This is a genomic window from Bradyrhizobium liaoningense (genome assembly GCF_018130825.1).
In the GTDB taxonomy this organism is placed as follows: domain Bacteria; phylum Pseudomonadota; class Alphaproteobacteria; order Rhizobiales; family Xanthobacteraceae; genus Bradyrhizobium; species Bradyrhizobium liaoningense_B.
The window spans coordinates 188,321-201,170 of sequence record NZ_JAFCJS010000005.1; the positions used below are offsets into that span (position 1 = coordinate 188,321).

11 protein-coding genes are annotated in these 12,850 nt (G+C 65.9%); 1 reads left to right on the forward strand and 10 read right to left on the reverse strand.

Annotated elements, in window-relative coordinates:
• From JQ603_RS22735 to JQ603_RS22750, 4 genes are read right to left on the reverse strand one after another with little or no spacing between them, the layout of a single operon-like run.
• Complete coding sequence (locus JQ603_RS22735) at positions 1–822, reverse strand: SDR family oxidoreductase (protein ID WP_212342711.1); 822 nt, start codon at positions 820–822, stop codon at positions 1–3.
• A gap of 13 nt (positions 823–835) precedes the next feature.
• Positions 836–1,537: an acylneuraminate cytidylyltransferase family protein gene (locus JQ603_RS22740; RefSeq protein ID WP_212342712.1), complete on the reverse strand. Its 702-nt coding sequence runs from the start codon at positions 1,535–1,537 to the stop codon at positions 836–838.
• On the reverse strand, positions 1,534–2,442 hold the full coding sequence (locus JQ603_RS22745; RefSeq protein WP_212342714.1) for a Gfo/Idh/MocA family protein: 909 nt from the start codon (positions 2,440–2,442) through the stop codon (positions 1,534–1,536). The genes JQ603_RS22740 and JQ603_RS22745 overlap by 4 nt, the downstream gene beginning before the upstream one ends.
• Positions 2,439–3,488: a nucleotidyltransferase family protein gene (locus JQ603_RS22750; protein WP_212342719.1), complete on the reverse strand. Its 1,050-nt coding sequence runs from the start codon at positions 3,486–3,488 to the stop codon at positions 2,439–2,441. The genes JQ603_RS22745 and JQ603_RS22750 overlap by 4 nt, the downstream gene beginning before the upstream one ends.
• Positions 3,489–3,687: 199 nt before the next feature.
• Here JQ603_RS22750 and JQ603_RS22755 point away from each other — a divergent pair, with 199 nt between their 5' ends.
• Positions 3,688–4,299: an acetyltransferase gene (locus JQ603_RS22755; RefSeq protein ID WP_018643223.1), complete on the forward strand. Its 612-nt coding sequence runs from the start codon at positions 3,688–3,690 to the stop codon at positions 4,297–4,299.
• A gap of 86 nt (positions 4,300–4,385) precedes the next feature.
• On the opposite strand, the gene neuB is transcribed toward JQ603_RS22755, so the two are convergent.
• The 6 genes from neuB to JQ603_RS22785 form a co-directional block, all read right to left on the reverse strand.
• On the reverse strand, positions 4,386–5,456 hold the full coding sequence (neuB, locus tag JQ603_RS22760) for an N-acetylneuraminate synthase (RefSeq protein ID WP_212342722.1): 1,071 nt from the start codon (positions 5,454–5,456) through the stop codon (positions 4,386–4,388).
• On the reverse strand, positions 5,453–6,631 hold the full coding sequence (gene neuC / locus JQ603_RS22765; protein WP_212342723.1) for a UDP-N-acetylglucosamine 2-epimerase: 1,179 nt from the start codon (positions 6,629–6,631) through the stop codon (positions 5,453–5,455). The genes neuB and neuC overlap by 4 nt, the downstream gene beginning before the upstream one ends.
• Positions 6,624–7,838: a LegC family aminotransferase gene (locus tag JQ603_RS22770; protein WP_212342725.1), complete on the reverse strand. Its 1,215-nt coding sequence runs from the start codon at positions 7,836–7,838 to the stop codon at positions 6,624–6,626. The genes neuC and JQ603_RS22770 overlap by 8 nt, the downstream gene beginning before the upstream one ends.
• On the reverse strand, positions 7,831–8,850 hold the full coding sequence (locus JQ603_RS22775) for an NAD-dependent 4,6-dehydratase LegB (RefSeq protein ID WP_212342728.1): 1,020 nt from the start codon (positions 8,848–8,850) through the stop codon (positions 7,831–7,833). The genes JQ603_RS22770 and JQ603_RS22775 overlap by 8 nt, the downstream gene beginning before the upstream one ends.
• 134 nt (positions 8,851–8,984) lie before the next feature.
• Complete coding sequence (locus JQ603_RS22780; protein ID WP_212342730.1) at positions 8,985–10,187, reverse strand: HAD-IIIA family hydrolase; 1,203 nt, start codon at positions 10,185–10,187, stop codon at positions 8,985–8,987.
• Between the two features lie 124 nt (positions 10,188–10,311).
• Entirely contained in the window at positions 10,312–12,792 is a 2,481-nt protein-coding gene (locus tag JQ603_RS22785; RefSeq protein ID WP_245003786.1) for a hypothetical protein, read from the reverse strand.
• Positions 12,793–12,850: the final 58 nt, after the last annotated feature.

A 12,850-nucleotide genomic window follows, 5' to 3' on the forward strand; every position in this document is an offset into this window, starting at 1 on the left:
CTACCATGCGCTCAGCCCGCCATCGATCGCGATGTTCTGGCCGGTCACGTAGGATGCCGCATCGGACACCAGGAACAGCATCGCGCCGACCATCTCGTCGGCACGGGCCATGCGGCCGAGCGGAATGCGGGCGCCGTAACGCTGCTTGAAGGTTTCGTTCTGTCCGCTCTCGACGCCGCCCGGCGTCAGCGTGTTGACGCGAACGCCTTTCGCCGCCCAATAGGTCGCGAGGTGCTTGGTCAGGCCGATGACGCCGGCCTTGGACGCGGTGTAGACCGCGGGCGTGTTGATGGCGCGGCCGAGATATTCGGAGCCTTCGTAGATGCGCTGGTCCGGGGCCATCAGTCCGTAGATCGAGGCGGTCTGCACGATGGCGCCATAGCCGCGCTCGGCCATCCGGCCGCCGAACACCTGTGCGACGTTGAACATGCCGTCGAGATTGACCGCCATGATCTCCCGCCAGGTGTCCTGCGAGAATGTCTCGACGGGGGCAAAGAAGGCGTCGAGGTCGCGGGCCTTGCTCGCGGCGTTGTTGAGCAGGATCGAGACCTGTCCGAGGTCGGCTTCGAGCGCATCGGCCGTGGCGCGCACGGAGCTGGGCTGGGTGATGTCGCAGCCATAGCCTTTGGCGCAGATAGAGTGGCGCGAGGCGAGGTCGGCGGCCGCAGCATCGGTTGCGGCCTGATCGAGATCGACGATCGCGACATTGGCGCCGAACTCGGCGAGGCCGTCTGCGAAGCGACGCCCGAGAATGCCGCATCCGCCGGTCACCACGGCGGTGCGGCCGGTCAGGTCGAACAGAGCCTTGAAGCTCGTGGTCATCGCTTAAGCTCCCTCAGGCCGCCAGTCGCTGGCGCAGCAACAGTTCCACCAGCGCGAAATCGAGATCGGAATCGATGTCGATCGAACGCTCCTCGGGCATCTCGAACAGACGCGTGTCCGGATAGAAGACTGCGGGCTGCTCCAGGAACGGCGCGACGCGCCAGACATAGATCGAGGCGTTCATGTCGAAGCAGCGCGGCGCATCCTGCCGGCGCGTGATCGGAGGATTGGCGGATTTGGAGAGCCCGACGCTGCCGTCGGTGCGCTGCTCGACCAGGTTGAAATAGGGCGAGCGCCGCGCCGGCGCTCCGGTGATGACGTTGCGGGCGCCGCTCTCGCGCAGCAAGGCCACCGCGCCGGTGATGTCGGAGGCGAGCCGGAGCGGCGAGGTGACGTCGAGATCGACGAAGATCTCCGGCGTCGTGCCGGTTCGCGCGATGGCCTGCTCGAGACAATGACGGATCGCCGGCAGCTTCGGCGCGGTATCTGTCGCCATCTCGTCCGGACGCTTGACCGCGATGTCGGCGCCGGCCTTCAGCGCCGCCTCGAGCAGAGCGTCCGAATCGCTGCTGAAGGCGATCGCATCGAACAGGCCGGTCTCGCGTGCCTGCGCGATGCTCCAGGCGAGCACGGGCTTGCCGAGCAGATCGCGCGCATTCTTGCCGACGACCCCCTTCGAGCCGCCTCGCGCGCAGATAGTGCAGAGGAGGCTCATGGCGATATCCAGGTCTTGCTGCGCAGCGCGCGCTCGCTGGCGTCGATCAAATGCACGACGCCGAGCGCCTCGGGCAGGGAGCAGGCCGGTCTCGCGCCCCGCATCGCCGCGACATGCATGTCGCGATAACTCTGGTCGCGATCGCTGGCGATGTCCGTTGCCTTGCCGTTGACGGTCAGGCGGCTGCCGACGAGATCGGCCTCGATGGTGTCGTCGTCGACATTGACGCGGATGCGGCGGATGCCCTGGCGGTCGAGATAATCCATGTGGACGTGGACGGACGGCGCGCGCTGCATGTCGAGCAGCAGGTCGAGATGGTCGTCGACATCGATGTCGCGCGCGCCGGACGCACCACCGAGCGCTGCGACGCGGTGCCACGGCCCGAACAGCCAGAGCAGATAGTCCAGCTCGTGGCTGAGATCTCTCAGCACGCCGCCGCCGGCGTCCGTTGTGGCGGATGCGGTGGTGCGATGGTCGCGGCCGGGCCGCCAGTCCCTGATGTCCTGCCCGACATAGGCGGCGACCGTGATCGCCTCGCGCCCGCGCATTTGCTCGACGAGAGCCGTAATGACCGGATGGAAGCGCAGATTGTATCCGACGCTGACATGGGCGAACGGATATTTCGGCGGCGCCGCCGCCGTCGCAAACAGCGGCTTCTCGACCAGGACCGCGCCGCGGAAGCCGGCCTGCGCGAGCGCCTGCAGGTCGTCGGCATGACGTGCGGTTTCGGTGGCAATCACCGCGTAGTCCGGATGCGCACCCGCGACGGCCTGCGCTATCGATGCATAGTCGCCGCCGTCACGGCGGCTTACGGTCGCGACCTCAAGGCCGAGCTCGCGCAGGATCCGCGCATGCCTTGTGCCGATCGAGCCGAGACCGATCACGACCGCTTTTGTCGAGGTCACGGGAAGACCTCATGAAACTCCGCATGCGCCTGCTCGAAATCCTCGAGGCGGCCGATGTCGAGCCAGTATTCGCGGATCGGATAGACCGCGACGCGTCCCTCGTCGGCGATCACCCGCTCCAGCACGGTCGGCATGTCGATCTTGACGCCGGGGGCGACGTGGCGGAAGACGGAGCTTCCAATCACGTAGATGCCCGCGCTGACGAACCAGCTCTCGGTCGGCTTCTCGCGAATGGTCTGGAGAAAGCCCTCGGACGTGGAAACCACGCCATAGGGGACGTGCACCTTGTGCTCGCGGACGGCCATCGTCGCTTCCGCCGGCGTTCCGTTGTGGAAGTCGAGAAGCGCGCCGTAGTTGATCGTGGTGAGGATGTCGCCGTTGGTGACGATCATCGGCAGATCAGGCGGCGTCGGAAACAGCCCGAGCGCACCGGCGGTGCCCAGGCGTTCGGTCTCGTGCACGTATTGGATATTGGCGCCGAAGGCGGCGCCGTCGCCAAAGTGGCCCTTGATCGTCTCGGCCTTGTAGTTGACCGAGATGTAGATGTTGGAAAAACCCTGCTGCACCACGTTGCGGACGATCGTCTCGAGCAGGGGCCTGCCGCCGACATTGAGCATGGGCTTCGGGACGTCGCGCGTCAGCGCGCCCAGGCGCTCGCCGAGTCCGCCGGCCATGATCAGGACCGGATTGGCGTAGTGGCGCGGCTCGAGCAGCTCATCGAGCGTCTCCACCACGACCAGATGGCCGCCTTCGTCGACAAGCGGGAGCTGCTTGATCGACTTGTGCCGCATCAGATGCAGGCGGTCGTCGCGGGATAGCGTCGCCGGAGCCGACACCGGCACGCGGTTCATGATGTCGGTGGCAAGCCCGGTGAGCGGGATGCCGCGCAGCAGCCCGCGCCTGACGTCGCCGTCGGTGACCACGCCGAGCAGGCGGTTCTGGTCGTCGAGTACCAGCGCAATCTGGATGCTGCCGCTCTCGATCGCGGCAATGGCCTCGCCCACGGTCGCCTGCGTTCCAACGACGGCCTTACGCCAGGATTTCATGGCAATCTGCCTCGTATACGCCAGATATTGGGGGCCGCCCACGGCTGAGCCTGCTATATCGCGGCTGCGAGAGGCGGCGTCAACCCCGCCAGGCGATCCTGCGTTGTCCTTGTTAATTCTCGCGTTTTCAGGCCCGATCCGGCAGTTTGAAGTGCCATGGCCCGGTCGCTAAGATCGAGACGCGCTTAAGGGAATCACGATGGACGATCTGATCATCATTGGCGGCGGCGAGCATGCCTTCATGGTCTATGAGGCGGCGCTCCTGTCGGGCCAGTTCAACGTCGTCGGTTTCCTCGATCGCCAGCCGGGAACGCTGGGGGATGCGCGCTATCTCGGAACCGACGATGTTGCGCCGAACTATCCGGATGCCGCCTTCGTGGTCGGGATCGGAACGATGCAGGCGGGGCCCGCGCGTCGCCAGATGATCGGGCGGCTGCAGCTGAAGCGCTGGGCGTCCGTAATTCATCCGCGCGCGTTCGTCTCGCCGTCGGCCACGATCGGGGCGGGCAGCGTCATCATGCCCGGCGCGATCGTCAATGCGCGGAGCATGATCGGGCATCACTGCATCATCAATTCGGCCGCAGTCGTCGAGCACGACGTGCGCGTCGGGCACTACACGCATCTGTCGCCGGGAACGGTGGTCGGCGGCGGCGCAGAGATCGGCGACAATTGCTTTGTCGGGCTCGGCAGCCGCGTCCGCGATCATATTTCCATCGGCAACGATACGCTGGTGGCGATGGGTTCTGTCGTCACGGGTTCATGGCCGCCCGGCTCCGTGCTGCGCGGGGTTCCCGCAAAGCCTCGCCGCTAGAGCATGATCCGGAAAAGTGCGCAGCGGTTTTCCGAAAAGATCATGCTCAAACAAGCAGCCCAAAGCGCGATGCATTCCATCGCGCTTTAGACCGGATCGTCGGGTTCGAGCGCCCGCGGCGCCGCGGTTCCGATCAGGGACCAATACTCGATCGGCGGCCGCCCCGCGCCCGGCCGCTTGGCGGTGATATCGGCCGGGCCGATGATCTCGCCGGCCTTCAGTGCGCGCGCCGCCACGATGCTCTTGCGCGCCACCGGCACATTCCTGACCTCGGACTCTTTCGGCGTCTTCACGCCATCGCCGAGCGCGGCCTCGACGTTGCGGATGGCGCTGACCATCCGCTTGAAATCGTCGGGCTCGAGCGAGGCCGCGTGGTCGGGACCGGGCGCATTGCGATCGAGCGTCAGGTGCTTCTCGATGACCGTTGCGCCGAGCGCAACCGCGGCGACTGAAATCTCGAAGCCGTCGGTGTGATCGGAATAACCGACCGGAAGCTGAAAGGCGGATCGCATCGTCGCCATCGCAGCGAGATTCACATCGGTGATCGGGCAGGGATATTCGGTCGTGCAATGCAGCAGGCTGACGTGCCGCGCGAGCGCGGCACGTGCCGCCGGATCGCGCCATGCCGCGCGGAACGAGGCGATGCCGGCAGGATCGTTACGCTGCGCGTAGCCATGGGTCAATACGCCCAGCGCTTCCTCGATCTCGCTGAGGGTCGCCATGCCCGTCGACAGGATCAGCGTCGCGCCGGCCCGCGCTGCCGCGTGCAGCAGCGGTGCATTGGTGAGATCGCCCGATCCGATCTTGATGCGCGGCAGCTTCAGCGACAGCAGGAAGCCGAGCGAGGCGTCATCGAACGGCGTCGACAGGAATTCGATGCCGCGTTCGGCGGCGCGCGCGATCAGCGTGTGGTGAGCGGCCTGCGGCAGTTCCAGCCGCTCCAGCATGGCGAGCTGGCTCTCTTCGGCGTCCGTCGTCCGCTGCTGGTAGTCGGCCTTCTTCGCGGCTCCACCGGCCAGCGCCTTCGCATTGAAGGTCTGGAACTTGACGATGTCGGCGCCGGCATCGGCTGCCGCATCGACGAGCGCCAGTGCCTTGTCCAGGCTGCCGTCGTGATTGACGCCGGCTTCCGCGATGATCAGCGTGTGCGTCGTCATGGCCGCGCTCCGCTTGCCGGAAGGTCGTGGAAGCTTTTCTTCAGGAGCTGCCCGAAATCCGGGATGCCGGCAATGATGTCGGCAAATCGCCGGCTGGAGTCGCCGTCGCCATAGGGATTGACGGTGTCCTTGCGGCCGCGCTGAAGCGCTTGCGCGATGGCGCTGCCGATCGCGCCGCGTTCGGGCGCCGTGTGAAACACCGAAGCCGCGCGCTCGCGTCCCTTCTGGCGGTCGCCGACGTCCACCGTGGGAACGCCGAATGACGGCGCTTCGAGAATGCCGCTCGACGAATTGCCGATCACGACGTCTACCTGGCTCATCAGGCTGAGATAGCGGAGCTGCCCCAGTGAGGCGACTGCGATGGTGTTCGGCCGGGCGGCTGCGAAGGCCTTGGTGCGCTCGTTCAGCGCACGTCCCTCGGCATCGGCATTGGCGAGCGTGAAGATGAGGCGGAAGGCGGGATCGAGCGCCGACAGCGCCGCAAACAGCTCGTCCAGCTCGGCCATCGAGCGGCCAGCCTCGACCGTGACCGGGTGGAACGTCACGAGCGCATTGCGCTCGCCGAGCGGCAGGCCGACCGCGCGGCCGATGCTGTCGCGGTCCATCAGCTCGAGACGCTTGATCGCGTCGATGCCGACCGAACCGATGGTGTGAATGCGGGACGGGTCCTCGCCGAGCTGGACCAGCCGCTGCGCCGATCCCGCATTGCTGGCAAAATGCAGGTGCGACATCTTGCTGATGGCGTGGCGGATGGACTCATCGACCGCGCCTTCGGTGACGTCGCCGCCGAACAGATGCGCCATCGGCAGCCGCATGAACATCGCGGCCTGCGCGGCCGCGAACATCTCGAAGCGGTCACCGAGCAGGACCACGAGATCGGGGTGCAGCCGTGCGAAGGCGTCGGCAAATCCGATCACGCCGAGCCCGACCGACTTCGCGACGCCGGCGCCGGTGTCGCTGGCAAGCAGCGTCTCGACGCGCTCGTCGACCTCGAAGCCCTCGTCGCGGATGGTGTTGAAGGTGTAGCCGAACTCAGGCGCGAGATGCATGCCGGTGGCGATGAGCTGAAGCGTCAGGCCTGATGTCTCGCGGATCGCGCGCATCGGCCAGACCAGCAGTCCGAAATCGGCCCGGCTGCCGGTGACGAAGCAGATCTTTCGCGCGCCGCTATTCATCGCGGGCCCTGATGCTGGCGCTGCTCGGCAGGTTGATCAGGCGGCGCTCGATCGATTCGGCGGTGGCGAGATCGCCGCGCGGGCTCTGCGCGAACATCGGCAGGCGGTGCATCAGGGTCCAGGCCGGGCGTGCGCCGAAGCCGGCTTCGTTCAGCGCCGTGAGCACGTCGTCGCGCCGGCCGGCATAGGCCTCGTCGAGCAGGATCGCGTTCAGCCAGTAATTGCTCGTGGTGCCCTCGGGCTCGCGCGAGAAGCGCACGCCGGGTACATCGGCAAAGACGCGCTCATAGGCCGCAGCCAGCCGGCGCTTGCTCGCCAGGAAACCGTCGAGCTGCTCGAGCTGGGCGCAGCCGAGCGCGGCGTTCAGGTTGGGCAGGCGGTAGTTGAAGCCGATCTCGTCATGCACGAAGGCCCATTTGTGCGGCAGCTTCGCGGTGGTGGTGAGATGCTTGGCGCGGCGTCCGAGCTCCTCGTCATTGGTGAGGATGGCGCCGCCGCCGCCGGTGGTGACGATCTTGTTGCCGTTGAAGCTCAGCGCCGCGAGCCGCGCCTGCGATCCGACGGCGTGGCCCTTGTAGGTCGAGCCCAGCGATTCCGCGGCATCCTCGACCAGCGCAATGCCCCAGTCGCTTGCGATCGCGGCGATCTCGTCGAGCTCGACGGGATGCCCGAATGTGTGCATCGGCGAGATCGCGGCGATGCGGCGTCCGGTTTCGCGATTGATCGTGCCCTTGGGCGTGCGCTCGGCAATCGCCTCGAGCCGCGCGGCGAGGGCGCGCGGGTCCATGCCGAGCGTCGTGAGCGAGCTGTCGATGAAATGCGGCACCGCCCCGCAATAGGCGATCGCGTTGGTGGTTGCGATGAAGGTCAGTGCCGGCGACATCACCTCGTCGCCGGGCTCGACGCCGGCGAGGTGGAAGCAGGCGTGCAGCGCCGCGGTGCCGTTGACGACGGCGACGGCGCGCCTTGCGCCCGTCACTTCTTCCAGCATGCGCTCGAAGCGGTCGACGAACGGGCCGACCGAGGAGACGAAGGTGCTCTTGATGCACTCTTCGAGATAGGAGACCTCGTTGCCGGCAAACACCGGCTCGTGCAGGCCGAGGATGCCGTTGGGCGTGCCGGCGGCGCGCCGGACGGCATCGACCACGGCTTTCGGATCGAAGGCGGGTGATCTGGTCGCGGCCGTTCCCACAATTGCCTCAGACATTGTAGACGTCCGCCTTGTATCGGCTGAGATTGGCGGGATTGGTGAACCAGCTTGCCGTCTTCTCGATGCCGCGGCGCATGCCGTCGATCCCGCCGAACTCCGGGCTCCAGCCGAGCTGCTGGCGTGCCTTGGAATTGTCGGCCCAGAGCCGCTCGACCTCGCTGTTGGCCGGACGCAGGCGCGCCTCGTCGGTCTCGATCTCGATCTTCACGCCCATCACATCCGCGATCATCTCGACGGTCGCCCCGACCGAGATCTCGAAGCCGCTGCCGAGATTGATGGTCTGGCCGACGCACTGCTCGGCCGGTGCGGTGAGGCCTGCGATCAGGCCGCGCGCGGTGTCGGTGACGAAGGAGAAGTCGCGCGTCGGACTGACCGCGCCGAGACGGATCCTGCGCTTGCCGGTCGCGATCTGGCTGATGATGGTCGGGATCACCGCGCGCGCCGATTGCCGCGGCCCATAGGTGTTGAACGGCCTGATCACGACGACCGGCATGTCGAACGAGGCCTGGAACGACAGCGCCATCTGATCGGAGGCGATCTTCGAGGCCGAGTAGGGCGATTGGCCGACCAGCGGATGGTTCTCCTTGATCGGCACGACCTGCGCCGTGCCGTAGACCTCGCTGGTCGAGGTCTGCACGAAGCGCCGCACGCCGGCCATGCGCGCCGCCTGGAGCACGTTGACGGTGCCGCGCACATTGGTCTCGACGTAGGAATCGGGCGCGACATAGGAAAAGGGGATCGCGATCAGTGCCGCCAGGTGCAGCACGTCGGTGCAGCCGCTGGCGGCCGCGATCATGAAATGCGGATCGCGGATGTCGCCCGCGACCACCTCCACGGACTTCATGATGTCGGCGGGAACCGTGTCCAGCCAGCCCCAGGAATTGAAGGAGTTGTAGTAGACGACGGCCTTGACGCGGGCTCCGGCTTTCACCAGCTCCTCAACGACATGCGAACCGATGAAGCCGTCGCTGCCGGTAACGAGGACGCGGGCGTCCCTCAGATCTGCCATGCCGGACCCCAGAAGGCGATTAAGCCAGTATTCGCAACAAGATGGCGCTATAGCACACTGGCGGTCGCGCGCAACAGAGCAGCGCCCGAAAGCTGCCAAATGCCCGGGGATGCAGCAGTTTTTGCAAGGCGGATCTAAGCCTTGTCCACCGGGTTCAGGCGCCGTCTAACAAACGCCTCGAGATTGCCGCCCTCGAACAGATGGCCGGGGAGGCCGGCAGCCTGCGCGGCCTCGATGTCGCTCGGCTTGTCGCCGATCACCATGCTGCGCGTCATATCGACCGGAAAGCGCTGCGCGAGGTCGGTGATCATGCCGGGCGCCGGCTTGCGGCGGTCGCTGACGCGGCAATAGCGCGCGACGGTTCCATCGGGATGATCCGGGCAATATTCGAAGGCGTCGAGATGCGCGCCGACCTCTGCCATCTGGTCCGCCATCCAGCGGTGCAGGGCGACGACGTGATGCTCCTCGTAATAGCCGCGCGCGACGCCGGATTGATTGGTGATGACGAAGGCGAAATAGCCGGCGTCGTTGACCGCCTTAACCGCCTCGCGCGCCCCCTCGATCCATTCAAGCTTGTGCGACTCGAACGTGTAGCCGGAATCGTGGTTGAGCACGCCGTCGCGGTCGAAGAACACGGCGGGACGCCGCAGCTTCTCGCGCAGCTCGCGATCGGCGCGCGCGAAATCATCGGGGATGCCGATGTCGATGAAATAGCCGCGATAGGCGGTGCCGCGCAGCTCGCCGTGCGAGGCAAGGCCGGGAAACACGTCCTGCTCGAGCGAAGCGGGCAGCTTCGCGATGTCGGCGAGAACGGACTTGTCGACGACGTAGATACCGGCATTGACCGGCCCCGTGGCGCCCGCACCCGGCGCGATGAAATCACGCACCACGTCGCCGTCGAGCACGACGCGCCCGTACCGGTCTCCGACGACGCCGTCGCGCAGTGCCATGTGAACGCGGCCGCCCTGCGCACGCGCGATCAGATCGAGCAGGTTGAAGTCGAACAGCGAGTCGCCGTTGAGCAGCAGGAAACGGTCGTGCAAGAGGTCGCGCGCATGCACGAGCGCACCGCCGGTGCCGAGCGGCTCGGTCTCGCGCGACACGACGATGCGCGTCTGTCCCCTGGCGGCCGCGGCGTAGTGCGTCTCGACGATCTCCGCCTTGTGGCCCGCAAGCAGGACGATTTCGTCGAACATGCCGTAGCGGACGAGTTCGTCGATCAGCGTGTCGAGGAACGGCCGTCCGCCGATTTCGAGCATCGGCTTCGGAACCAGCCTGGTGCGCTCGCCAAGCCGGGTGCCAAGCCCGCCGACGAGGATAACGGCCTGTCTCAGCATAGCGCGGGGATTTTGCGACATCGATCGAGCTGTCGGTGAAAGGCGAGTGTCATTTCCAATGTCCATAGCGCGCCACCGATCTGCGCGCCAGATGCGCTTTCGTCGTGACGGAGAATGCCTGAGGTCAGCGTTCGCACGGAATGCGGACGACGGCGGTCTGCTTGTTTGCAAACAGCGCCTGGAACGGCCCGGCGCGAAGCGACTTGATGAATTCGGAATCAAGGGGCTCCGTTGGCGGGAAATAGGGGAGCCGTTGACCGGCGCCGAGATCGATCCACCCCATCGTACGGGGGTTGATCACGGCGACGAGCTGCCAAGTGTCCTGGCCGGTCCCCAGCACGCCCTGGATCACCTCGCGATCCGCCTCTGCCGTTGCCTCGGGCGTTTTCGGAGCTGCCGCCTCGGGCTCGTCCGTCTCCGGCGCCTTCGGGGGGCGGACAGGTCGCAAAATTCCAGTCAAAGCGTCCGCCCTGTGCATTTGAAAAGACGTCTCCTGGTTTATCTCCTGCAGGATCGGCCGGATGGAGGCGCAGGCTTTGGCCAGCCGCCGCGCTCCGTCGTCCCGTTCGACGATCGCGGAAAGGACTGCGCGCACCGGCTTGGCGGTAGCCTCGTTGACGGTATCCAGATTCGAGAATGTGTAAGCCGCCGGAGTACCGGTCAGGGCCTGGATCACGCCGAGCGTGTAGGGATCGGACAGCAGGATACCCTTCTTCAGGTTGCCATGCAGCCAGAGTGCGGCGTCGAGATCGCTGGCATTGTAGTGCGTGATGGCTGTGGCACCGCCCGGAAGGGGCCCGTAGCTGTAACTCTTGGACATGCCGGCGACGCCGGCGCGGTCGAGGCCGATGCCGAGAGCCATGATGGTCGCGAGCGCGCCGACATGAATCCATCTCGACCGGATGAGCGCCATCGGCACGAGCGCCACGAGGAGAACCGTTCCCGCGATCTCGGCCGGCCGGAGGAAATCCTGGTACCGCGCGGAGGACAGGTCGGGCCGCCAAGTGAAGGTATAGACCGTCAGTGCGAGGCCGGCGGCGAGCAGAGTAACCGTGATTGCCGCAGTCGCCCGCCTGCGGAAGGGCGCGGGGGAGGGGTCGACGAGCAACTGGCAGAACGCTTCGGTCGCCGTGACCGTGAGCACGGACAGCACGATCACGGTGGTGCGGTACAGGAACGGAAAGCCTGACAACACGGCGACGGCAAGGCCGCAGCCGATCGTCCACGACCACAGCAGTTTCGACACGCGTTCGGTTTGGGCAGGCGTGGAAGCCGTTCCCGCGGGAGTGTTCGAGCGATCGATCCACCACCAGGCCATCGCCATTGCGATGCAGACGGCAAACAGTGGGCCTATGGCCCGGCCCAGTTCGATGACCGCGACCTGCGGGCCGCTGCCGAGGAATAGCTCCTCGCCACTCTCGATCGTCTTGCCCAGCACCAGTTCCGTGATGTGGGAAAATACCACGTTGGCGTTCGCCGACGGCAGGTAGCCGAGCCGCATCGCCACGATCGTGGCGACGATCCCGCATATGATCAGCGGCAGCACGACGGACAGGGCGCGGAGAATCCCGAGGGTCTGCGCCGGCCGGCGTGACATCTCGCGCAAGATGAGCAGGTAGCTGAGCCAGGCGGCAAGAACCGCCGGGATGAACAGGTATGATCCACGGTGCGCCAGGAGCAACATCGCGGGCCATCCGCAACCCACGAAAAGGATGCTTTCGCGCGGATGGCCCTTGCCCAGTAACCTGAGCAGAAACAGCCCGACCGTCAGCAGCGCCAGCACCAGCGCGTTGTTGTTGAGCATGAAGGCGGTGAGTAGCGAGGTAGCCGCACTCAGGGTCAGCAACGCGACCGAGCCCGCCGGAATTTCCTCCTTCGCATCCCGCCCGGCATTGGCGAACAGGACACCCAGGAAGACCACGCTTCCGGCGAGCGCGAGGCTGCCATTCGTCAGCAGCCCGACGCCGTTGCCTGCCGCCGCAAAGAAAAAGGTGATCCATCTCCGTATCGGATCCGCATAGAGGCCTTCTGCGAACGCGTAGAAGGCCACGAGGAAGAACAGGATCGAGACGAAGCGATAGGTCCAGCCAAAATGCAGGAGATCGAGGCCGAGGGTACCCGACAACACACCGGCCAATGCCGAGCGAAGGTCGACGTATGATTGCGACGCATAGGGGTTGATGACGCCGCTGTCGGCGTATTCCTGCGCCGTCTTCATCCAGTGAACGTCAGCGCCGATATCCGAGTAGGGGAATTGCGAAAATGCGCCGAATGTCCACCACCACGTCGCGAGCGCGATCGGGAGCGATAGCAGGCACCAAAGCAGGATCTTTCCGGCGTCGCCGCGATGCGGGCGCCAGGCCGACCAAGTCCATGCCAGTCCGAAGGCGGACAGCGCAACCACGATCGCCAGATGAAGCCGGATGTCGCCAATCAGAACGGAGCAGAGCCCGAGAAGAATGCCCACGGCGGAGGCGCCGATCGCATACCCCAGCACCACGAACTGGAGCTTCGTCAGTCGGCTCCTCTTGATCAATTCCAGCGGCACAATCGCCAGGATGGAAAAGCCGATGCCGAGCTGGATCAGGAAGAATACGAAGGTCAAGAGCAACGTATTTATCCACATCGCAACATCCCTGTCGTTCTTCCACCCAGGCTACGCA